Source organism: Citrobacter sp. Cpo103 (assembly GCF_030332605.1).
Classification (GTDB): Bacteria; Pseudomonadota; Gammaproteobacteria; order Enterobacterales; family Enterobacteriaceae; genus Citrobacter; species Citrobacter portucalensis.
Genome location: NZ_JAOWHO010000035.1, coordinates 281,695 through 303,878, shown reverse-complemented (window position 1 = coordinate 303,878; position 22,184 = coordinate 281,695). Strand labels below are relative to the sequence as shown.

Here is a 22,184-nt window from a genome sequence, read left to right as displayed (position 1 = left end):
TTTTTTGCGAACTGCCTCGGTTATTGCTGCTGTTCCAGCGCATCACCGATTTTAATTTTTGCGGCTTTACGCAGGTTGCTCATCAGCGCTTCGAAGACAATCTGCGCGTTGTTCTGAGTGATCCCCTGAACCATCGCTTTCTTCTGCGCTTCAGGCATAGAACCAGCTTTCACCTCGTCCAACGCCAACAGAACAACGTTACCCTGCATGTCGTTCGCGACGCCGTAGCTCGGTTTGTCTTTCGCCGGCAGGCTCAGACCAAAGGCAGCCTGGCTCAGCGGATCCTGACCCGTACGGCTCAGCGTTTTCGCCTCGCCGAAGCTCAGACCCGCCGCTTTCATCGCTTCATCGCCTTTACCGGCTTTCAGATCCGCCAGCAGTTTATCGGCATCAAGCTTCGCCTGCTGCTCTGCTTTATTGTGCTTAACGAGCGCAGTTACCTGCTCTTTCACTTCAGCCAGTGGCTTCACGGCTTCGGCTTTGTGCTCTGCAATACGCAGCACAAACGCACGATCGCCGTCCACAGTGATGATATCGGAGTTACTGCCAGGCGTACCGTTCTCACCAACCAGACCACCATTGAAAATGATGTCAGCGACTGGTTTGAAATTCAGTTCTTCCGGCAGGCTGTCACGGCTAAACCAGCCCGTTTCAACCGCTTTCATACCCGCAGCCTGCTCTGCACCCGCCAGAGATTCGTTATCGTTGCTGGCCGCGTCGCTGACTTTCTGCTGCAGCGCATAGTAGGCATCCAGCGCTTTTTCCTGCTTCACTTTTGCCGCAATCTCGTCACGGGCTTCGCTCAGCGGTTTAACTTGCGCAGGCTGTACGTCGTCAAGACGCGCAACGAGGAAACCAACAGAAGACTTAATTACGCCAGACAGTTGGCCTTTTTCTTTCAGACCAGCATTTTTCAGCTCATCCGGGGTAGTGGAATCTTCCAGCCATCCCATATCACCGCCTTTACGAGCAGAGATGATATCGGCAGATTTTTCTTTCGCCAGCGCAGCGAAGTCACCGCCTTTGTTCAGCTCATCCAGTACCGCTTTGGCTTCATCTTCCGTTTTGGTCTGAATGATGCTGTAGCGGTTACGCTGCGGCTGAGTGAACTGATCCTGATGCTGGTCATAGTAAGACTGAATATCAGCATCGCTGGCCGTCTCCTGCATAGCAGCAGCGTCCAGCTTGATGTAGCTCACGCGGAACTGTTCCGGCGTCATAAAGTTGTTTTTATTCTGCTCGTAGTAGCTGGCAACTTCCTGCTCGGTAACAGACTGCTTCGCGGCCAGTGCGTTAACGTCAATCGTCGCCTCGCGCACGATACGCTGCTGTGCGACCAGCGCCGCCAGTTCGTCCGTTTCGCCTTTCAGCATGAAGTCCGTACCGGCAACGCCGTTAATCAGCTGCTGTGTCGTGAGCTGATTACGTAATGCCTGAGCGTACTGGTCTGCAGTCATTCCCATTTGATTGACAATCGCGTTGTAGCGGTTGTTATCAAACTTGCCGTCCACCAGGAACGCAGGCGTGGCGAAAATGGCCTGTTTAACCTGATCGTCGCTGATGTTGAGCTTAAGCTCGCGGGAATACTGATCCAGCAGCGCTTCGTCAACAAGACGATTCAGCACCTGCTGACGCAGCGTTTTCATATAACCTTCGTTCGCGGCCAGCTCGGAGTATTGATCGCCCAGCTGTTGCTGCATGCGGTTACGTTCGCTGTTGAACGCATTCTCGAACTGCCCGCGGCTGATCTCCTGGCCATTCACTTTGGCGGCGAAGTTATTGCCCCCGCCAATCAGGTAACCACTCACGCCGGTCAAAATGAACGACACGATAATGATACCGAAAATAATCTTGAGCACGAGACTGTTAGCAGCCGTGCGTAAGCTGTCCATCATGGTGTAACCACACTCCGCTGTAGATGACTATACGCGTTATCCTCTCTGCTGCCCCCGCGTTGATGATAACAACGGCAACAAGGATTTTGAGTATATATGCTTCACGCAGCATAGCGTTTCCTGAACGCTGCGCACAAAGGTCTATTGTGACAAGAAACAGGGGCAATTGTCAGCCCACAACGCGTAGAAAGTACCGGAATTACAAATAAAAAAGGCACATCAGTCGATGCGCCCTTGTACTTCGTCACATCCCCAAAGGGGAAATCACTTAGTTTACCGCGTCTTTCAGTGCTTTACCTGCACGGAAGCCCGGTACTTTAGCCGCGGCGATGGTGATCTCTTTACCTGTTTGCGGGTTGCGACCAGTACGGGCAGCACGCTCTTTAACGGCAAAAGTACCAAAACCTACCAGCGCTACGTCATCACCTTCTTTCAGAGATTCGGTAACAGAAGCAATAATTGCATCTAACGCACGTCCAGCCGCAGCTTTAGAGATATCAGCCCCTGCAGCAATTTTGTCGATCAGTTGAGATTTATTCACTCTTCTCTTCCTCTTTATAATTTATATCGCACCTGAATCCTTCAAAGTGCGACCGCGCAGCAGTTATATCAGGCCTGCCATGCCCTTACAACACCCGTTAATGATGGCAAGCCTAATCCGTTATCTAAATTAGCTATACAAAAAAAGGCTGGCAAGCCCGAAATGGCCTGCCAGCCCTGTTTTTATTAATGCTCTTTGCGCGAGGTCACTATTTTGCCGTCACAACCTGCATTCCAGAGGGTTCATTTTGCAACGCAAGAGTCAGAACTTCCTCAATACGTTTCACCGGGTGAATATTAAGATCGGCAATTACGTTGTCCGGAATCTCTTCCAGGTCACGTTTGTTCTCATCGGGAATTAAGACCGTCTTAATGCCGCCACGGTGTGCCGCCAGCAGTTTTTCTTTCAAACCACCGATAGGCAGAACCTGACCACGCAGGGTGATCTCACCCGTCATCGCTACGTCGGCGCGAACTGGGTTACCGGTAAGACAAGACACCAGCGCAGTACACATAGCAATACCCGCACTTGGACCGTCTTTCGGCGTCGCCCCTTCAGGTACGTGAACGTGGATGTCGCGTTTTTCGTAAAAGTCCGGGTTAATACCCAGTTTTTCCGCACGCGCGCGCACCACGGTCAGCGCAGCCTGAATCGACTCCTGCATGACTTCACCCAGAGAACCGGTGTAGGTCAACTTACCTTTACCCGGTACGCAGGCGGTTTCGATAGTCAGCAGATCGCCGCCAACTTCCGTCCACGCCAGACCCGTCACCTGACCAACGCGGTTTTCGTTATCCGCGCGGCCATAGTCAAAGCGCTGTACACCCAGATAGTCGTGCAGGTTGTCGCCATTGATCTCAATATGTTTCAGCGATTTATCCAGCAGCAGCTGTTTCACCGCTTTACGGCACAGTTTAGAGATTTCACGTTCCAGACTACGCACGCCTGCTTCACGAGTGTAGTAACGAATAATGCCCACAATGGCGCTATCGTCGACCGTTAGCTCACCTTTTTTCAGCGCATTACGCTCAATCTGTTTCGGCAACAGGTGACGTTTGGCAATGTTCAGCTTTTCGTCTTCGGTATAACCGGACAGACGGATCACTTCCATACGATCCAGCAACGGTGCCGGAATATTCATGGAGTTAGAGGTCGCAACAAACATCACATCGCTGAGATCGTAGTCCACTTCCAGGTAGTGATCGCTGAACGCCACGTTCTGCTCTGGATCCAGCACTTCGAGCAGTGCGGAAGCCGGATCGCCACGCATGTCGGAAGACATTTTGTCGATCTCATCAAGCAGGAACAGCGGGTTTTTAACGCCCACTTTGGCCATTTTCTGGATCAGTTTACCCGGCATAGAACCGATATAGGTCCGGCGGTGACCGCGAATTTCGGCTTCATCACGCACGCCGCCCAGCGCCATACGGATGTATTTACGCCCAGTTGCCTTAGCGATGGACTGCCCCAGAGAGGTTTTACCTACCCCCGGCGGTCCAACCAGACACAGGATCGGCCCCTTGATTTTATTTACACGGCTTTGAACCGCGAGATACTCAAGAATACGGTCTTTGACGCGCTCCAGACCATAATGGTCGGTATCGAGGATTTCCTGCGCCTGACGTAGGTCTTTTTTGACCTTGCTACGCGCATTCCACGGCACCTGTACCATCCAGTCGATGTAGCCACGCACCACGGTCGCTTCCGCCGACATAGGAGACATCATTTTCAGCTTCTGCAGTTCTGCTTCCGCTTTCTCTTTTGCTTCTTTCGGCATTTTCGCCGCGTCGATTTTACGCTTCAACGCTTCGTTTTCGTCCGGTGCATCGTCCATCTCACCGAGTTCTTTCTGAATAGCTTTCATCTGCTCGTTCAGATAGTACTCGCGCTGAGATTTTTCCATCTGCTTTTTCACGCGGTTGCGAATGCGTTTCTCAACCTGCAGCAGATCGATTTCAGACTCCATCATCGCCATCAGATATTCCAGACGTTCGTTAACGTCGGACATCTCCAGCACGGACTGCTTGTCAGCCAGCTTCAGCGGCATGTGTGCAGCGATGGTATCCGCCAGACGTGCAGGATCGTCAATGCTGTTCAGCGACGTCAGCACTTCTGGTGGAATTTTCTTGTTCAGCTTGATATAGCCTTCGAACTGGCTGATAGCGGTACGCACCAGCACTTCCTGTTCGCGCTCATCAATAGCAGGCGAGTCAAGGTACTCTGCTTTCGCAGAGAAATGCTCGCCGTTGTCAGACAGCGCAGAAATACGCGCACGCTGTAACCCCTCGACCAGCACTTTTACGGTGCCGTCAGGCAGTTTCAGCATCTGCAAAATAGAGGCCACGGTCCCGACGGTGAAAAGATCGTTTACACCCGGCTCATCCGTTGACGCTTCTTTCTGTGCGACCAGCATGATTTTTTTATCATGGTCCATAGCCGCTTCCAGACAACGGATAGATTTTTCCCGCCCTACAAATAAGGGTATGACCATGTGCGGATAAACCACCACATCGCGCAACGGCAATACGGGGATTTCAATGCGTTCAGAACGCTCAGGATTCATAGAGCTCTCTCTTAGTTTAGTTTCCGCCAGGTAATCAGGTGGTACGACTGTGCTTCACACCACCTTTAACATGTATGTCAGTATATGGGGATGTTTCCCACACATTCAACGCCATGTTTACGGAAAAATAAAAGGGGAGATAAAATCCCCCCTTTTTAATTAAATGTCTGTATGAATTGATGAATTATTCGCCAGATGCCTGCTGCGCTTCCGGCTTACCGTAAATCAGCAATGGCTTGCTCTGACCGCCAATCACCGACTCATCGATCACCACTTTTTCGACGTCTTCCATAGAAGGCAGATCGTACATGGTGTCGAGCAGCGCGGCTTCGACGATAGAACGCAGACCACGAGCACCGGTTTTACGCGCCATCGCTTTCTTAGCGATCGCATCCAGCGCTTCCTCACGGAATTCCAGATCGACACCTTCAAGATTGAACAGCGCCTGGTACTGCTTGGTCAGGGCGTTTTTCGGCTCTTTGAGGATCTGGATCAACGCTTCTTCGCTCAGCTCGCTCAGCGTTGCCACAACCGGCAGACGACCGATGAACTCAGGGATCAGACCAAATTTGATCAGATCTTCCGGTTCGACCTGCGACAGCAGTTCACCTTCGCTGGCTTTATCAGACTGCGCTTTTACCGTTGCGCCAAAACCAATGCCGGAGCCGGTTTCAACACGGTTAGCAATCACTTTATCCAGGCCGGCAAAGGCACCACCGCAGATAAACAGGATCTTGGAGGTATCAACCTGTAGGAATTCCTGTTGAGGATGTTTACGACCACCCTGCGGCGGAACGGCAGCAACCGTCCCTTCGATCAGTTTCAACAGCGCCTGCTGTACGCCTTCGCCGGAAACGTCACGGGTAATAGATGGGTTATCAGACTTACGTGAAATCTTGTCGATCTCATCGATATAGACGATCCCACGCTGTGCTTTCTGCACGTCGTAATCGCACTTCTGCAACAGCTTCTGAATAATATTTTCAACATCTTCACCCACATAACCGGCTTCGGTCAGCGTGGTGGCATCAGCCATGGTGAACGGAACGTCCAGCAGGCGCGCCAGCGTTTCAGCCAGCAGCGTTTTACCGGAACCCGTCGGGCCAATCAGCAGGATGTTACTTTTGCCCAACTCGACGCCATTGCTGGTGTCGCCGTTGCGCAGACGTTTGTAATGGTTGTATACCGCGACCGCCAGCACTTTCTTCGCCTGCTCCTGACCGATAACGTAATCGTCCAGGTGGTTGCGAATTTCATGTGGCGTCGGCAGCGCACTGCGTTCACGGTGCGGTGCTACTTCCTTAATCTCTTCGCGAATGATGTCGTTACATAAATCAACACATTCGTCGCAGATATACACGGATGGACCGGCAATCAGCTTACGCACTTCATGCTGGCTTTTGCCGCAAAAAGAGCAGTACAACAATTTGCCCGAGCCATCTTTGCGTTTATCTGTCATGGGTCAAAACCTCTTCTTTGTTCTTTGTGCCGCACACGACGACGCAAATGCCATTCTCAGGCGCAAGACGCTAGTCAGCGTTGTGCCGCTCCAGGTAATTATAGCGGCACACCTGCGCACTGGGCATTAATTACGATGGGTCAAAATCGAGTCGACCAGACCGTACTCTACCGCTTCAGAAGCGGAGAGGAAGCGATCGCGCTCGGTATCACGTTCAATCTGCTCAAGAGATTGACCCGTATGATGCGCCATAAGTTCGTTCATGCGCCCTTTTACCTTCAGGATTTCACGGGCATGAATTTCAATATCCGTTGCCTGGCCCTGGTAACCGCCCAGAGGCTGGTGGATCATGACGCGAGAGTTAGGCAGGCAAAAACGTTTGCCTTTCGCCCCGGCGGTCAGCAGGAACGCACCCATTGAGGCCGCCTGGCCCATACAAATGGTGCTGACGTCCGGCTTAATAAACTGCATGGTGTCATAGATAGACATCCCGGCAGTGATCACTCCACCAGGGGAGTTGATGTACAGGTAGATATCTTTTTCTGGGTTTTCTGCTTCCAGGAACAGCATCTGCGCCACGATCAGGTTAGCCATATGGTCTTCGACCTGGCCGGTCAGAAAAATGACGCGTTCCTTAAGTAGACGAGAATAGATATCAAAAGAGCGCTCACCACGTGAGGTCTGTTCAATGACCATCGGCACCAGCGCCATATGGGGTGCAAAGTTATCTCGTTCGCCGCTGTATGACATTTCCGTCTCCTGGATAAAATTTGAAAAAACCTGCTGTGCTGATTGTAACCTTATGGACGGATTATCAGCTAGTCCCTCAGTAATGGGTACGACATCGCCATAATTCAAGCATAACAATCTTTTGTTGTAACGCTAACACTGAAACGCTGTTTTCGCACTCTTCCCATGCAAAATGCGTGACAAAAAAAAACCCGCCACCAAAAGGTGACGGGCTTGCGTACGAAATTCGAGCTAAAAAAGCGACGAATTACGCCTGCTGGTTCATCAGTTCGTTGAAGGAAGTGGCTTTTTCAGTCACTTTCGCTTTCGCCAGAACGGCTTCAACAGCCTGCTCTTCCAGAGCGACGTTACGCATGTTGTCCATCAGCTCTTTGTTTTTGCTGTAGAACTCAACAACTTCTTTCGGATCTTCGTAAGCAGAAGCCATCTCTTCGATCAGGCCTTTAACGCGATCTTCGTCAGCTTTCAGTTCGTTGGTACGAATCACTTCGCCCAGCAGCAGACCAACAACTACGCGACGCTTAGCCTGTTCTTCGAACAGTTCACGCGGCAGTTCCAGAGCTTGTTTCTCGTTGCCACCGAAACGCTGTGCAGCCTGACGACGCAGAACGTCGATTTCGCTGTCGATCAGTGCAGCCGGAACGTCGATGTCGTTAGCTTTTACCAGACCTTCGATCGCCTGAGACTTAACGCGGTTACGCACAGCGCCTTTCAGCTCGCGTTCCATGTTTTTACGGACTTCAGCGCGCAGACCTGCTACGGAACCATCTTCAACGCCGAAACGTTTGATGAATTCTTCAGTCAGTTCCGGCAGTTCGCGTTCTTCAACTTTCTTCAGGTTGATAACGAACTTCGCAGCTTTACCTTTCAGGTTTTCAGCGTGGTACTCTTCCGGGAAGGTCACGTCGATAGTGAACTCTTCGCCAGCTTTGTGGCCTTTAACGCCTTCTTCAAAGCCCGGGATCATACGACCCTGGCCCATCGCCAGTACGAAGTCAGACGCTTTGCCGCCTTCGAACTCTTCGCCGTCTACAGAACCGGTGAAGTCGATGGTTACACGGTCTTCTGCATCAGCAGCGCCGTCTTTGTCTTTCCAGGTAGCCTGCTGCTTGCGCAGGGTGTCCAGCATTACGTCAACGTCAGCGTCGGTTACTTCAACAACCGGTTTTTCAACTTCGATTGCTTCCAGGCCAGTCAGCTCAACTTCCGGGTAAACTTCGAACTCTACCGCGTAAGTAAAATCTTCACCCAGTTTGTATTCGCCCGGAACGTAGTTCGGTGCGCCAGCCGGATTGATTTTTTCTTTGATGATCGCGTCAACGAAGTTGCGGCTCATCAGGTCACCCAGAACGTCCTGGCGAACAGACGCGCCATAACGCTGAGCAACAACATTCATCGGTACTTTTCCTTTGCGGAAACCGTCAATACGCACTTTCTTCGCTACGTTGACCAGCTCGCTTTTCACAGCGGTCTCGATGCTGTCAGCAGCGATAGTAATCGTTACACGGCGGCCAAGGCCTTGAGTGGTTTCAACTGAAACTTGCATCTTGTTACCTCAAAAAATCACAGTGCTCGGTCAACTCTTCTCCGCAAGCACAGGTTGTTGGCTTCGCGGAACTGGAATGTTCTCATAAGCAATCACATTCCCTGTCGTCAGAATCATCCCGAAGACATTCCGAAAAATAAGACGCGCATTATAGCGGCATCACTTTTATGAGTCGAGAACGGTTATCGCGCGTTGCTGCGGCTTTTTTCACAATTCCCGGCTAATTTTTGTCTGAATACTGTACGACTGCCCCAGAATTCAGACAAAACAAAACGGCCCGCAGGCCGTTTTCACATAATCTGTAGCAACATACTGGAAAAGCGTCGGTTGTTGCAAATCCGTTTTTACGCGATGCTTCCCGCGCCACGACACGGAGGCGATGCAAAAATCGTATCCTGCAACGCTTCCCACTCCTTAATAGTGTAGGTATGCAGGGCAAGCGCATGAACGGTTGTGGAAAGTTCCGCCGTTAATGTGCTGTAAATCATCCGATGACGATTAAGAAAACGTTCACCTGTAAAGCGATCGCTAACCAGTACAACCTTAAAGTGGCTTTCAGAACCAGCCGGGACATTGTGACGATAGCTTTCATCCACAACTTCGAGGAACACGGGTTCGAACGCTGCCCTTAATTTTTCTTCTATTTGCTCACGAATCATCATGAAATTTTTCCTCCGACAACGCTGAGATGTCACCCATCCCTTTAAATACTAGCCGCTTTTACCGTTTTCATTACACCTTAGCAACAAAAAATTAGCGCTTGTCTGATTTTCTCATTCAAACGGATGAAGTTCACTGATTCCTCACTCCAATTTATTGCAAAAAGTCCGTTTATAGTCTCTACAAAGTCATAAAACGGACAACACAATGAATTTACATGCGTTACCCACTTCCCCTCATCGTTGGCGATGTTATGATGGCGGGAATTTTCTCTAACCATACAATTTAGATTCGCTGAGAGCCCTGGCATGTTTAAAAAAATCCTCGTCCCGTTTGTCGCACTGTTTATGTTAGCTGGATGCGCAACGCCGCCGACCACTATTGAAGTCTCCCCGAAAATTACCCTGCCGCAGCAGGACCCGAGCCTGATGGGTGTGACCGTTAGCATCAATGGTGCCGACCAGCGCCAGGATCAAGCGCTGGCAAAAGTCACCCGTGACAACCAACTGGTTACCCTGACCGCATCCCGCGATCTGCGTTTCCTGCTGCAAGAAGTGCTGGAAAAACAGATGACCGCGCGTGGTTATATGATTGGACCAAACGGTGCAGTCAACCTGCAAATCATTGTTAACCAGCTGTATGCTGACGTGTCTCAGGGTAGCGTGCGCTATAACATCGCTACCAAAGCAGACATCGCCATCATCGCGACCGCCGCCAACGGCAACAAGATGACCAAAAACTACCGTGCAAGCTATTCTGTTGAAGGTGCTCTGCAGGCCTCTAACAAAAATATCGCTAACGCCGTTAACAGCGTACTGACCGACACCATCGCTGATATGTCTCAGGACACCAGCGTTCACGATTTCATCAAGCAGAACGCTCGTTAATTTCTGCCCATATGGCCCGGCGTTCGTCGGGCCTATAGAAGCCCATGTCCAGTCATTACTTACGTATTTTTCAGCAGCCACGCTCAGCTATTCTGCTCATTCTGGGGTTCGCCTCCGGTTTACCGCTCGCGCTCACCTCCGGTACGCTCCAGGCGTGGATGACAGTCGAGAATATCGATCTTAAAACCATCGGTTTCTTTTCCCTGGTCGGTCAGGCCTACGTTTTTAAGTTTCTCTGGTCCCCGTTGATGGACCGTTACACGCCACCGTTTTTAGGTCGACGTCGCGGCTGGCTGCTGGCGACCCAGGTGCTGTTGTTAATTTCTATCGCCGCGATGGGCTTTCTGGAGCCTGGCACACAGTTACGCTGGATGGCCGCACTCGCAGTAGTGATCGCATTTTGCTCTGCATCGCAGGATATTGTCTTTGATGCCTGGAAAACCGACGTATTGCCCGCTGAAGACCGCGGCACCGGCGCGGCGATCAGCGTGCTGGGCTATCGATTAGGGATGCTGGTTTCAGGCGGACTGGCCCTGTGGATGGCCGATCGCTGGCTGGGCTGGCAAGGGATGTACTGGCTGATGGCTGCGCTGTTGATTCCTTGTATCATCGCCACCCTGTTAGCACCCGAACCGACTGACACCATTCCGGTGCCTAAAACGCTGGAACAGGCGGTTGCGGCTCCACTGCGAGACTTCTTTGGTCGTAATAACGCCTGGCTGATCCTGCTGCTTATTGTGCTGTATAAGCTCGGGGATGCCTTCGCCATGAGCCTGACCACCACCTTTTTAATCCGCGGCGTTGGGTTTGATGCGGGTGAAGTTGGCGTGGTGAATAAGACACTGGGGCTACTGGCCACCATTGTTGGCGCGCTGTACGGTGGGATCCTGATGCAGCGCCTTTCGCTGTTCCGCGCATTGCTTATTTTCGGCATCCTGCAAGGGGCGTCGAATGCGGGCTACTGGCTACTGTCCATCACGGACAAACACATGTTTAGCATGGCGGCCGCCGTCTTCTTTGAAAACCTGTGCGGTGGAATGGGCACGGCAGCATTTGTCGCCTTATTAATGACGCTGTGCAATAAGTCCTTCTCAGCGACCCAGTTCGCCCTCCTCTCCGCGCTTTCTGCCGTTGGCCGCGTTTACGTTGGCCCGGTAGCGGGTTGGTTTGTCGAAGCACACGGCTGGCCGACGTTTTATCTGTTCTCGGTGTTTGCCGCGATTCCTGGTCTGATACTGCTGCTGGTATGCCGCCAGACTCTGGAACATAGCTGGCAAAATGAAAGCTTTATTCCACGCACGGAATTTCGTGGGGCGTACAGTCTGGCATTAATGACGCTGGTTGCGGGCTGCTGCCTGCTGCTGGTTTGGCTGCTGCTGTTAACCATGAACGCGCTGGATTACACCAACTTCTCCTTCCTGCCAGAACTGCTTGAAGTCTCGGTGGTGGTCGCAGTCTGCGGGGTCGTTTTTGGTGGATTGCTGGATTATCTGGCACTGCGTAAAACCCGCCTGGCGTGATGTTGCGTATTTATGCTCTAAATAATTCGAGTTACGGGAAGGCGGCGACGCAGCAAATCCCCAGGAGCTTACATAAGTAAGTGACTGGGGTGAGCGAGGAAAGCCAACACACCCGTAGCTTGAAGTATGACGAGCATATTTGGTCGTTGTAATCACCCTGCGTAATTATAACGGCGAAATAAGCAACAACTGCTAAAAATAATATTTGTTATTTTGTGCGCCAAAAAATTTGGAAATTATTGACGCCTTTTATATATACTATTTTCCTTACTCGATTCAGCCTCGAAAGATTTATTTTTTGTTCCTCAATTGTCCCTTTATTGATAATCAATTGTTAAACAATTGTTTTATTTTCGTATTGGTTATACCAATTGCCCTCAGTATGCCACCCACCTGCCCGCTTTCGTTATAACGTGATGTTGCAACAGGTTCTTAAAGCCAAAGCGACATATATTGCAACATATGTGACATGCACGGCAGAACCCAGTAACACAGATCTAGAGATGTTTACAGTAATGTAACCTTCCCGTAAAATGCCCTCACACTTTAAACGCCACCCGGTCCCGTGGAATTGAGGTCGTTAAATGAGACTCAGGAAATACAATAAAAGTTTGGGATGGTTGTCATTAATTGCAGGCACTGCATTACTCAGTGGCTGTAATTCTGCGCTGCTTGACCCTAAAGGACAGATTGGACTGGAACAACGGTCATTGATACTGACGGCATTTGGCCTGATGTTGATTGTCGTTATTCCCGCCATCTTGATGGCTGTTGGTTTTGCCTGGAAGTATCGTGCAAGCAATAAAGATGCGAAGTACAGCCCGAACTGGTCACACTCCAATAAAGTGGAAGCTGTGGTCTGGACGGTGCCGATCTTAATCATCATTTTCCTTGCCGTCCTGACCTGGAAAACCACTCACGCTCTTGAGCCAAGCAAACCGCTGGCGCATGACGAGAAGCCCATTACCATCGAAGTGGTTTCCATGGACTGGAAATGGTTCTTCATCTATCCGGAACAGGGTATCGCTACCGTGAATGAAATCGCCTTCCCGGCGAATACTCCGGTTGAATTCAAAGTGACTTCCAACTCCGTGATGAACTCCTTCTTTATCCCGCGTCTGGGTAGCCAGATTTATGCCATGGCCGGTATGCAGACTCGACTGCATCTGATCGCCAACGAAGTCGGTACTTATGATGGTATCTCCGCAAGTTATAGCGGACCAGGCTTCTCCGGTATGAAGTTCAAGGCTATCGCAACAAAGGACCGCGCCGAATTCGACCAATGGGTTGCTAAAGCTAAACAGTCCACGAACACCATGAGCGACATGGCAGCGTTCGAGAAAGTGGCTGCGCCAAGCGAATACAACCAGGTGGAATACTTCTCCAACGTGAAACCGGATTTGTTTAAAGACGTTATTAACAAATTTATGGCTCACGGTAAGAGCATGGACATGTCCCAACCCGAAGGTGAGCACAGCGCACACGAAGGAATGGAAGGCATGGACATGAGCCACGCGGAATCCGCTCACTAAGGGGCCGAGGAAGAATACGATGTTCGGAAAATTGACGCTGGATGCAGTTCCGTTCCATGAACCTATTGTCATGGTTACGATTGCTGCCATTATCATCGGTGGTGCGGCCTTACTGGGCCTTATCACTTACTTCGGTAAGTGGACCTACCTGTGGAAAGAGTGGCTAACCTCGGTTGACCACAAACGCCTTGGCATCATGTATGTCATCGTCGCAATCGTCATGTTGATTCGTGGCTTTGCCGACGCCATCATGATGCGTAGTCAGCAAGCGCTGGCTTCTGCAGGTGAAGCGGGCTTCCTGCCTCCTCACCACTACGACCAGATCTTCACGGCTCACGGCGTGATTATGATCTTTTTCGTGGCAATGCCATTTGTTATCGGTCTGATGAACCTGGTGGTTCCGCTGCAGATCGGCGCACGTGACGTTGCATTCCCGTTCCTGAACAACCTGAGCTTCTGGTTCACCGTTGTCGGCGTAATCCTGGTTAACCTTTCTCTGGGCGTGGGTGAATTCGCGCAGACCGGTTGGCTGGCGTATCCGCCACTTTCGGGAATAGAGTACAGTCCAAGCGTCGGGGTCGACTATTGGATATGGGCAGTCCAGTTGTCCGGTATTGGTACAACCCTGACCGGTATCAACTTCTTTGTGACCATCATTAAGATGCGTGCACCAGGAATGACCATGTTCAAGATGCCGGTGTTTAGCTGGGCATCTCTGTGCGCGAACATCCTGATTATCGCCTCTTTCCCAATCCTGACGGTTACCGTCGCGTTGCTAACCCTGGATCGCTATCTGGGCACCCATTTCTTTACCAACGATATGGGCGGCAACATGATGATGTACATCAACCTGATTTGGGCCTGGGGCCATCCGGAAGTGTACATTCTGGTTCTGCCAGTCTTCGGTGTGTTCTCCGAAATCGCGGCAACCTTCTCGCGTAAACGTCTGTTTGGTTACACCTCGCTGGTGTGGGCAACCGTGTGTATCACCGTTCTGTCGTTCGTTGTTTGGCTGCACCACTTCTTCACCATGGGTGCAGGCGCTAACGTAAACGCCTTCTTCGGTATCACCACCATGATTATCGCCATCCCGACCGGGGTGAAGATCTTCAACTGGCTGTTCACCATGTATCAGGGCCGTATCGTATTCCACTCAGCAATGCTTTGGACGATTGGCTTTATCGTCACCTTCTCAGTCGGCGGCATGACCGGTGTACTGCTGGCGGTGCCGGGTGCGGACTTCGTTCTGCACAACAGTCTGTTCCTGATCGCGCACTTCCATAACGTTATCATCGGCGGTGTCGTATTTGGATGCTTCGCTGGTATGACCTACTGGTGGCCAAAAGCGTTTGGCTTCACGCTGAACGAAACCTGGGGTAAACGCGCATTCTGGTTCTGGATCATCGGCTTCTTCGTAGCATTTATGCCACTGTACGTGCTGGGCTTCATGGGTATGACCCGTCGCCTCAGCCAGCAGATTGATCCACAGTTCCATCCGATGCTGGTCGTTGCCGCCTGCGGCGCCGCGCTGATTGCACTGGGTATCCTGTGCCAGCTGATTCAGATCTTCGTTTCTATTCGCGACCGCGAGCAGAACCGTGACCTGACCGGTGACCCATGGGGTGGTCGTACGCTGGAGTGGGCAACCTCTTCCCCGCCTCCGTTCTATAACTTTGCCGTTGTGCCGCACGTTCACGAGCGTGATGCCTTCTGGGAAATGAAAGAAAAAGGTGAAGCGTACAAGCAGCCTGCGCACTATGAAGAAATTCATATGCCGAAGAACAGCGGTGCCGGTATCGTCATTACCGCCTTCGCAACACTGTTTGGTTTCGCCATGATCTGGCATATCTGGTGGCTGGCGATTGCAAGCTTCGCAGGCATGATCATCAGCTGGATTGTGAAAAGCTTTGATGAAGACGTGGATTACTACGTGCCGGTCCCGGAAGTCGAAAAACTGGAAAACCAGCATTTCGATGAGATTACTAAGGCAGGGCTGAAAAATGGCAACTGATACTTTAACGCACGCGACTGCCCACGCGCACGAACACGGGCACCACGATGCAGGCCAGACCAAGATCTTCGGATTCTGGGTCTACCTGATGAGCGACTGCATTCTGTTCTCTATTCTGTTTGCAACCTATGCCGTTCTGGTGAACGGCACCGCAGGTGGCCCGACAGGTAAGGACATTTTTGAACTGCCGTTCGTTCTGGTTGAAACATTCCTGCTGTTATTCAGCTCCATTACTTACGGCATGGCAGCGATTGCCATGTACAAGAACAACAAGAGCCAGGTTATCTCCTGGCTGGCGTTGACCTTCTTGTTCGGTGCCGGATTCATCGGGATGGAACTCTATGAATTCCATCACCTGATTGTTAACGGTATGGGCCCGGATCGCAGTGGCTTCCTGTCTGCGTTCTTCGCGCTGGTCGGCACGCACGGTCTGCACGTCACCTCCGGTCTTATCTGGATGGCAGTGCTGATGGTGCAAGTTGCTCGTCGCGGCCTGACCAGTACTAACCGTACCCGCATCATGTGCCTGAGCCTGTTCTGGCACTTCCTGGATGTGGTGTGGATCTGTGTGTTCACTGTTGTTTATCTGATGGGGGCGATGTAATGAGTCATTCTAACGAGAGCGGCGGCGCATCCCATGGCAGCGTAAAAACCTACATGACAGGTTTTATCCTGTCGATCATCCTGACGGTCATTCCGTTCTGGATGGTGATGACAGGTTCTGCCTCACCGGCCGTCATTCTGGGAACTATTCTGGCAATGGCAGTGGTACAGATTCTGGTGCACCTGGTGTGCTTCCTGCACATGAATAGCAAATCTGATGAAGGTTGGAACATGACGGCCTTTGTCTTTACTGTGCTAATCATCGCCATCCTGGTTGTGGGCTCCATCTGGATTATGTGGAACCTTAACTACAACATGATGATGCACTAAGAGCGGCGATTATGATGTTTAAGCAATACCTGCAAGTAACGAAACCAGGCATCATCTTTGGCAACCTGATCTCGGTGATTGGGGGATTCCTGCTGGCCTCGAAAGGCAGCATTGATTATCCCCTGTTTATCTACACGCTGGTTGGGGTGTCACTGGTTGTGGCGTCGGGTTGTGTATTTAACAACTACATCGACAGGGATATCGACAGGAAGATGGAGAGGACCAAAAACCGCGTGTTGGTTAAAGGTCTGATTTCCCCTGCGGTCTCGCTGGTATACGCCACCCTGCTGGGTATTGCTGGCTTTATGCTGCTGTGGTTTGGCGCGAACCCTCTGGCCTGCTGGCTGGGGGTAATGGGCTTCGTGGTCTATGTGGGCGTTTATAGCCTGTACATGAAGCGCCATTCCGTTTACGGCACGCTGATTGGCTCACTCTCCGGCGCTGCGCCGCCGGTGATTGGCTACTGTGCCGTAACCGGTGAGTTCGATAGCGGTGCGTTGATTCTGCTGGCTATTTTCAGCCTGTGGCAGATGCCGCACTCGTACGCGATTGCGATTTTCCGCTTCAAGGATTATCAGGCTGCCAACATCCCGGTACTGCCGGTGGTGAAAGGTATTTCGGTCGCGAAGAACCATATCACGCTGTACATCGTGGCGTTTGCTATCGCCACGCTGATGCTAACCCTGGGCGGCTATGCAGGTTATAAATACCTGATTGTTGCAGCGGCGGTGAGCGTCTGGTGGTTGGGCATGGCGCTGCGCGGTTATAAAGTGGAAGATGACAGAGTCTGGGCGCGCAAGCTGTTCGGTTTCTCCATCATCGCCATTACCGCGCTTTCCGTGATGATGTCCGTCGACTTTATGGTGCCAAACTCGCAGAACCTGCTGACTTACGTCTGGTAAGTTAATCGTCACACCTTCTATGCCGGATGGCGGCTGACGCCTTATCCGGCCTACAAAAAAGCACATAGCCTGTAGGCCGGATAAGTTACGTTCAGATCTCTATCCGGCATTTTCGTCTCCAGCCAACGCCCCTCACAACCCCAACATTTGTTAATAAAGCGCATATTTACCCAGCCTGCTTAGCGCTTTACACTAGGCGCGAAATTAATACAGAGGTGGGAATGAACGATTACAAAATGACGCCCGGTGAGTTGCGCGCCACCTGGGGTTTAGGGACCGTATTCTCGTTGCGCATGCTTGGCATGTTTATGGTCCTGCCGGTTCTGACCACATACGGTATGGCGCTACAGGGTGCCAGCGAAGCGCTGATAGGCCTTGCCATCGGCATATATGGTCTGGCGCAAGCCGTTTTCCAAATCCCCTTTGGCCTGCTCTCTGACCGCATCGGTCGTAAGCCACTTATCGTCGGCGGGTTGGCGGTTTTCGTTCTCGGCAGCATAATTGCTGCTCTCTCCGATTCAATCTGGGGAATTATTCTTGGCCGGGCTTTGCAAGGCTCTGGCGCGATTGCTGCTGCCGTAATGGCGCTACTTTCCGACTTAACCCGTGAGCAAAACCGTACCAAAGCGATGGCGTTTATCGGCGTCAGCTTCGGTATCACCTTCGCCATTGCGATGGTGCTGGGACCAATAGTTACCCATGCGCTGGGGCTACACGCGCTGTTCTGGATGATTGCAGCTCTTGCTACCACGGGTATTGTGCTAACCATTTGGGTCGTTCCCAATAGCACTACCCACGTGTTGAACCGCGAGTCGGGCATGGTAAAAGGCAGCTTCAGCAAAGTGCTGGCGGAGCCAAAACTGCTGAAGCTCAATTTTGGCATCATGTGCCTGCACATTTTGCTGATGTCCACATTCGTCGCCTTACCAGGCCAACTGGCGAAAGCGGGCTTCCCCGCCGCAGAGCACTGGAAAATTTATCTGGTGACGATGCTGCTGTCCTTTGTTTCCGTAGTGCCGTTCATCATTTACGCCGAAGTGAAGCGCAAGATGAAACGTGTGTTCCTCGCCTGCGTGTTACTGATACTTATTGCAGAGATTGTATTGTGGAGCGCTAACATTCGTTTCTGGGGGCTGATTGCGGGCGTGCAGATATTCTTCCTCGCCTTCAACCTGATGGAAGCCCTCCTCCCCTCACTTATCAGTAAAGAGTCTCCGGCTGGCTATAAAGGCACGGCGATGGGCGTTTACTCCACCAGCCAGTTTCTTGGCGTGGCGATTGGCGGTTCGCTCGGCGGTTGGGTGGTCGAAATGTTTGATGGTCAGGCCGTATTCCTGGCTGGCGCGCTTCTGGCAGCAGTTTGGTTATTGGTGGCAAGTACAATGAAAGAGCCGCCGTACGTCAGCAGCCTGCGTGTAGAAATCCCACCTGAAATTGCCGCGGATGACACGTTGAAGAAGCGTCTGCTGGCAAAAGAAGGAATAAGCGAAGTGTTAATTGTGGCGAAAGAGCATTCGGCCTACGTGAAAATCGACAGCAAAGTCACCAATCGATTTGAGGTTGAGCAGGCCATCAGTCAGGCGTGATGATTGCCTGATGGCGGCTATCGTCTTATCCGGCCTACCAATAGCGTGTGCTACCTGTAGGCCTGATAAGCGTCGCACCATCAGGCATTACGACTTAATCGCGGAAGTTCTTGAACTGGAACGGTTGACCGAGATCGCCGCCGCGAACCAGTGCCATGACGGATTGCAGGTCGTCACGCGCCTTGCCGGTTACACGGATTTCTTCGCCCTGAATCTGCGCCTGCACCTTCAGTTTGCTGTCTTTGATCAGCTTAACGATCTTCTTTTGCACTGCGCTTTCAATGCCTTGTTTCAGCTTAGCTTCAACAAACCAGGTTTTACCGCTGTGCACGAAGGTTTCTGGTACGTCCAGCGACGTGCCTTCAATACCGCGTTTGAGCAGCTTGGCACGCAGAATATCCAGCAACTGATTGACCTGAAAATCAGACTCGCTCAGCACCTTAATCGTCTTATTTGACTCATTCAGCTCAAAAGTCGCTTCAACGCCACGAAAATCAAAGCGTGACTCCACTTCGCGGCTGGCGTTATCTACCGCGTTACGGGCTTCCTGAAGATCAACTTCAGAGACAATATCGAAAGATGGCATCTTTTCCTCTCCCTTCATTTTTGATGCGAAGCATAATACCTGCAAAGTTACCCAACAGACAGCGCTATACTAGGCTGTATCCTTTAATTGTACGTGGTACTGATACCTGCGAACAATAATGGGGTACGGCCGATATGGATTAACACCTGGTGCTGTTGCAGGTGAGGAGGAAGAATGAAAATTACCGTACTGGGATGTGGAGCGCTAGGACAGCTTTGGCTTACCACGCTATGCAAACATGGACATGAGGTGCAAGGGTGGCTACGCGTACCGCAACCCTATTGCAGCGTAAACCTGATCGACACGGATGGGTCAGTTTTTAATGAATCCCTGACGGCAAACGACCCCGACTTTTTGGCAAAAAGCGACCTGCTGCTGGTCACCCTTAAAGCCTGGCAGGTTTCTGATGCGGTAAAAGGCCTGGCCGCAATTCTGCCTGAAACCACCCCGATTCTGCTGATTCACAACGGTATGGGGACGATTGAAGAGCTGCATAGCATTAAGCAACCTCTGCTGATGGGCACCACCACCCACGCGGCACGCCGTGACGGCAACGTCATCATTCATGTCGCTCAGGGAACAACGCGCATTGGTCCGGCGCGTGAACAAGACGGTGATTTCAGTTATCTGGCTGAAGTCCTGCAAGAGGTGCTACCGGACGTCGCCTGGCACGACACTATTCGCGCCGAGCTGTGGCGCAAACTGGCCGTCAACTGTGTCATTAACCCGCTGACCGCATTATGGGATTGCCCAAACGGCGAGTTACGCCATCATCCTGAAAAAATAGCACTCATCTGCGAGGAAGTGGCCGCGGTCATTGAACGCGAAGGCCACCACACATCTGTGGATGATTTACGCTATTATGTCGAGCAAGTGATTGACAGTACGGCGGAAAATATCTCATCGATGCTGCAAGACATACGTGCCCTGCGCCATACTGAGATCGACTACATTACCGGTTATTTGTTAAAACGCGCCCGCGCGCACGGCATCGCCGTTCCGGAAAATGCCCACCTGTTTGAAATGGTTAAGAGAAAGGAAAGTGAGTATGAGCGCTCAAGCACTGGTATGTCTCGCCCCTGGTAGTGAAGAGACCGAAGCGGTCACCACTATCGATCTGCTGGTTCGCGGCGGAATTAAGGTCACAACCGCCAGCGTCGCCAGCGATGGCGGCCTGACTATTGTGTGCTCACGCGGAGTAAAGCTGCTGGCGGATGCACCATTAGTCGAAGTTGCTGACGGCGATTTCGACATTATCGTGCTACCGGGCGGTATTAAAGGCGCCGAGTGTTTTCGCGACAGCCCGCTGCTTATCGAAACCGTGAAACAGTTTCATCGTTCCGGGCGCATTGTCGCGGCAATTTGCGCCACGGCCGCCACCGTACTCGTCCCACACGATATTTTCCCCATCGGTAACATGACCGGTTTTCCGGCGCTGAAAGACCAAATTCCCGCTGACCAGTGGCAGGACAAGCGCGTCGTATGGGATCCGCGCGTCAATCTGTTAACCAGCCAGGGACCGGGAACCTCAATCGATTTCGGTTTAAAAATCATTGATCTGCTGGTGAGTCGCGAAAAAGCTCACGAGGTGGCGTCACAGCTGGTGATGGCCGCGGGAATCTATAACTACTACGAGTAAATCTTCGAGCCACTCCCTTATAAGGAATCATAATGAAAGGATATCTGAGTGGAGTGGCTTTACTGCTCCTTTCCGGTTATGCCACAGCGACGCAACTCGAAATAAAGAGTATTGAATATCGCTATCCCGGAAGCACTGAAATGCAGTATCGCGTGCCATGGTTTTCCTCGACGGATAACCCCAAAGTTGCAAAACGCATTAACGATTATATTTTCGCAAACTTTATCAATCAGCTACCGGGCAATACTCCACAGGCCACAGTAAATCAGTTTGCGAAATCAGCCATGAATCCCACCGCAAACCTTGACTACACGGTTGAGTATCGCGACGCAAAAATCCTGACGCTCAACATGTTTATCGAAGGTTGCGGGGCGTATTGCGAGTCGTACAATGTGCCGATCAGCTTCGATTTAGCCAGCGGTGCGGCAATTACCCTTAACGATCTCTTTTCCCGGGCTACAATCGCCGAATTAAACACCCGCATCAGAAAAAATATCCGCGGCCAAATCGATACCTTTGTTACGGCACATAATTCGCAAACACCAGAACAAATAAAAGAAGAGAAAGGTGAAGATTTTAACTATGCCGAATTCTACGCATCGTGCGCAACCTACACCGACGGTTTGTACTACATCGACAAATTCTCCCTGCAAAAAGACCATCTGGCTTTCCTGAACGGACGCTGTAGCAACCACGCCAGCCGTGCGCTCGACGAGTTGGGTGATTTCACAACGAAAATCCCAACCGCGGAACTGCAAAATCGACTCACACCGTACGGCCAATATCTGACTACCGCAAAGAGTACAACACCAGTTTCGCCAGCGCCCGGCATTGACGGCAAAGTCATGTACGGCACGCTGGGAAAAAGCATGCGTATTGTGTTGAAGGTGGACTGCAAATACGGTGATTTTTTTGAAGGGGCTTACTTTTACCAAAAATTTGGCGCACCGATTGAATTGACCGGCAAATGCGACACAGCCGACAATCAACATTATGAACTGAAGACATCTGCGGCTGAACAAACGCAAGAGAAGATAACGCTAGAGTTAAAAGACGGTGTCTATCAGGGGGTCTGGGAGTCGAACGGGAAGACGCTTCCCGTGCGGTTTGAATAATATCGTTATATTGCCGGATGGCGGCGTAACCGCCTTATCCGGCCTACAACACGGTGTTT

The 22,184-nt window shown here is 51.5% G+C and carries 19 protein-coding genes; 11 read left to right on the top strand and 8 right to left on the bottom strand.

Annotation, left to right across the window (positions count from 1 at the left end; translation table 11 throughout):
- Positions 1-20: 20 nt before the first annotated feature.
- From ppiD to bolA, 7 genes are all read right to left on the bottom strand, one after another.
- Positions 21-1,895: a peptidylprolyl isomerase gene (ppiD, locus tag OGX89_RS18010; RefSeq protein WP_126955921.1), complete on the bottom strand. Its 1,875-nt coding sequence runs from the start codon at positions 1,893-1,895 to the stop codon at positions 21-23.
- 268 nt (positions 1,896-2,163) lie between these two features.
- Entirely contained in the window at positions 2,164-2,454 is a 291-nt protein-coding gene (gene hupB, locus OGX89_RS18005) for a nucleoid-associated protein HU-beta (RefSeq protein WP_219352570.1), read from the bottom strand.
- A 190-nt stretch (positions 2,455-2,644) separates the two neighbouring features.
- Complete coding sequence (gene lon / locus OGX89_RS18000; protein ID WP_003831014.1) at positions 2,645-4,999, bottom strand: endopeptidase La; 2,355 nt, start codon at positions 4,997-4,999, stop codon at positions 2,645-2,647.
- A 184-nt stretch (positions 5,000-5,183) separates the two neighbouring features.
- Positions 5,184-6,458, bottom strand: coding sequence for an ATP-dependent protease ATP-binding subunit ClpX (gene clpX / locus OGX89_RS17995; RefSeq protein WP_003831013.1), 1,275 nt, complete (start codon positions 6,456-6,458; stop codon positions 5,184-5,186).
- A 126-nt stretch (positions 6,459-6,584) separates the two neighbouring features.
- Positions 6,585-7,208 carry an ATP-dependent Clp endopeptidase proteolytic subunit ClpP gene (gene clpP, locus OGX89_RS17990; RefSeq protein WP_003021624.1) on the bottom strand — a complete coding sequence of 208 codons (624 nt, stop codon included), beginning with the start codon at positions 7,206-7,208 and terminating at the stop codon, positions 6,585-6,587.
- Between the two features lie 247 nt (positions 7,209-7,455).
- Positions 7,456-8,754 (bottom strand): trigger factor, encoded by a 1,299-nt coding sequence (tig, locus tag OGX89_RS17985; protein ID WP_003021622.1) that lies wholly within the window; start codon positions 8,752-8,754, stop codon positions 7,456-7,458.
- A gap of 344 nt (positions 8,755-9,098) precedes the next feature.
- Complete coding sequence (bolA, locus tag OGX89_RS17980) at positions 9,099-9,416, bottom strand: transcriptional regulator BolA (RefSeq protein ID WP_003021619.1); 318 nt, start codon at positions 9,414-9,416, stop codon at positions 9,099-9,101.
- A 306-nt stretch (positions 9,417-9,722) separates the two neighbouring features.
- Here bolA and OGX89_RS17975 point away from each other — a divergent pair, with 306 nt between their 5' ends.
- From OGX89_RS17975 to OGX89_RS17940, 8 genes are all read left to right on the top strand, one after another.
- Complete coding sequence (locus OGX89_RS17975; RefSeq protein WP_032941838.1) at positions 9,723-10,301, top strand: lipoprotein; 579 nt, start codon at positions 9,723-9,725, stop codon at positions 10,299-10,301.
- Positions 10,302-10,345: 44 nt separating this feature from the next.
- The gene (gene ampG, locus OGX89_RS17970) at positions 10,346-11,821 is read left to right on the top strand and encodes a muropeptide MFS transporter AmpG (protein ID WP_063941308.1); all 1,476 of its coding nucleotides are present in this window, start codon (positions 10,346-10,348) and stop codon (positions 11,819-11,821) included.
- A gap of 584 nt (positions 11,822-12,405) precedes the next feature.
- A complete protein-coding gene (gene cyoA / locus OGX89_RS17965; RefSeq protein WP_003831009.1) occupies positions 12,406-13,353 on the top strand; it encodes a cytochrome o ubiquinol oxidase subunit II in 948 nt (315 codons plus the stop codon).
- 19 nt (positions 13,354-13,372) lie between these two features.
- The gene (cyoB, locus tag OGX89_RS17960; RefSeq protein ID WP_003831008.1) at positions 13,373-15,364 is read left to right on the top strand and encodes a cytochrome o ubiquinol oxidase subunit I; all 1,992 of its coding nucleotides are present in this window, start codon (positions 13,373-13,375) and stop codon (positions 15,362-15,364) included.
- Positions 15,354-15,968, top strand: coding sequence for a cytochrome o ubiquinol oxidase subunit III (locus tag OGX89_RS17955; protein ID WP_003831007.1), 615 nt, complete (start codon positions 15,354-15,356; stop codon positions 15,966-15,968). Before cyoB ends, OGX89_RS17955 begins: the two co-directional genes overlap by 11 nt.
- Positions 15,968-16,297 carry a cytochrome o ubiquinol oxidase subunit IV gene (locus tag OGX89_RS17950; RefSeq protein ID WP_003831006.1) on the top strand — a complete coding sequence of 110 codons (330 nt, stop codon included), beginning with the start codon at positions 15,968-15,970 and terminating at the stop codon, positions 16,295-16,297. The genes OGX89_RS17955 and OGX89_RS17950 overlap by 1 nt, the downstream gene beginning before the upstream one ends.
- A gap of 11 nt (positions 16,298-16,308) precedes the next feature.
- Positions 16,309-17,199, top strand: coding sequence for a heme o synthase (gene cyoE / locus OGX89_RS17945; RefSeq protein WP_003831005.1), 891 nt, complete (start codon positions 16,309-16,311; stop codon positions 17,197-17,199).
- A gap of 221 nt (positions 17,200-17,420) precedes the next feature.
- Positions 17,421-18,785 carry an MFS transporter gene (locus OGX89_RS17940; RefSeq protein ID WP_126955922.1) on the top strand — a complete coding sequence of 455 codons (1,365 nt, stop codon included), beginning with the start codon at positions 17,421-17,423 and terminating at the stop codon, positions 18,783-18,785.
- A 94-nt stretch (positions 18,786-18,879) separates the two neighbouring features.
- On the opposite strand, the gene OGX89_RS17935 is transcribed toward OGX89_RS17940, so the two are convergent.
- Positions 18,880-19,371 carry a YajQ family cyclic di-GMP-binding protein gene (locus OGX89_RS17935; RefSeq protein WP_003831002.1) on the bottom strand — a complete coding sequence of 164 codons (492 nt, stop codon included), beginning with the start codon at positions 19,369-19,371 and terminating at the stop codon, positions 18,880-18,882.
- 174 nt (positions 19,372-19,545) lie between these two features.
- Here OGX89_RS17935 and panE point away from each other — a divergent pair, with 174 nt between their 5' ends.
- From panE to OGX89_RS17920, 3 genes are read left to right on the top strand one after another with little or no spacing between them, the layout of a single operon-like run.
- Positions 19,546-20,457 (top strand): 2-dehydropantoate 2-reductase, encoded by a 912-nt coding sequence (gene panE / locus OGX89_RS17930; RefSeq protein WP_003831001.1) that lies wholly within the window; start codon positions 19,546-19,548, stop codon positions 20,455-20,457.
- Positions 20,420-21,010, top strand: coding sequence for a protein deglycase YajL (gene yajL / locus OGX89_RS17925; RefSeq protein WP_126955923.1), 591 nt, complete (start codon positions 20,420-20,422; stop codon positions 21,008-21,010). Before panE ends, yajL begins: the two co-directional genes overlap by 38 nt.
- 32 nt (positions 21,011-21,042) lie before the next feature.
- The gene (locus OGX89_RS17920) at positions 21,043-22,125 is read left to right on the top strand and encodes a hypothetical protein (RefSeq protein ID WP_126955924.1); all 1,083 of its coding nucleotides are present in this window, start codon (positions 21,043-21,045) and stop codon (positions 22,123-22,125) included.
- Positions 22,126-22,184 lie beyond the last annotated feature (59 nt).

Coding starts and splice junctions, on each gene's coding strand:
- ppiD (WP_126955921.1), bottom strand. CDS start 1,895: ATGATGGACAGCTTACGCACGGCTGCTAACAGTCTCGTGCTCAAGATT.
- lon (WP_003831014.1), bottom strand. CDS start 4,999: ATGAATCCTGAGCGTTCTGAACGCATTGAAATCCCCGTATTGCCGTTG.
- clpX (WP_003831013.1), bottom strand. CDS start 6,458: ATGACAGATAAACGCAAAGATGGCTCGGGCAAATTGTTGTACTGCTCT.
- clpP (WP_003021624.1), bottom strand. CDS start 7,208: ATGTCATACAGCGGCGAACGAGATAACTTTGCACCCCATATGGCGCTG.
- tig (WP_003021622.1), bottom strand. CDS start 8,754: ATGCAAGTTTCAGTTGAAACCACTCAAGGCCTTGGCCGCCGTGTAACG.
- bolA (WP_003021619.1), bottom strand. CDS start 9,416: ATGATGATTCGTGAGCAAATAGAAGAAAAATTAAGGGCAGCGTTCGAA.
- OGX89_RS17975 (WP_032941838.1), top strand. CDS start 9,723: ATGTTTAAAAAAATCCTCGTCCCGTTTGTCGCACTGTTTATGTTAGCT.
- ampG (WP_063941308.1), top strand. CDS start 10,346: ATGTCCAGTCATTACTTACGTATTTTTCAGCAGCCACGCTCAGCTATT.
- cyoA (WP_003831009.1), top strand. CDS start 12,406: ATGAGACTCAGGAAATACAATAAAAGTTTGGGATGGTTGTCATTAATT.
- cyoB (WP_003831008.1), top strand. CDS start 13,373: ATGTTCGGAAAATTGACGCTGGATGCAGTTCCGTTCCATGAACCTATT.
- OGX89_RS17955 (WP_003831007.1), top strand. CDS start 15,354: ATGGCAACTGATACTTTAACGCACGCGACTGCCCACGCGCACGAACAC.
- OGX89_RS17950 (WP_003831006.1), top strand. CDS start 15,968: ATGAGTCATTCTAACGAGAGCGGCGGCGCATCCCATGGCAGCGTAAAA.
- cyoE (WP_003831005.1), top strand. CDS start 16,309: ATGATGTTTAAGCAATACCTGCAAGTAACGAAACCAGGCATCATCTTT.
- OGX89_RS17940 (WP_126955922.1), top strand. CDS start 17,421: ATGAACGATTACAAAATGACGCCCGGTGAGTTGCGCGCCACCTGGGGT.
- OGX89_RS17935 (WP_003831002.1), bottom strand. CDS start 19,371: ATGCCATCTTTCGATATTGTCTCTGAAGTTGATCTTCAGGAAGCCCGT.
- panE (WP_003831001.1), top strand. CDS start 19,546: ATGAAAATTACCGTACTGGGATGTGGAGCGCTAGGACAGCTTTGGCTT.
- yajL (WP_126955923.1), top strand. CDS start 20,420: ATGAGCGCTCAAGCACTGGTATGTCTCGCCCCTGGTAGTGAAGAGACC.
- OGX89_RS17920 (WP_126955924.1), top strand. CDS start 21,043: ATGAAAGGATATCTGAGTGGAGTGGCTTTACTGCTCCTTTCCGGTTAT.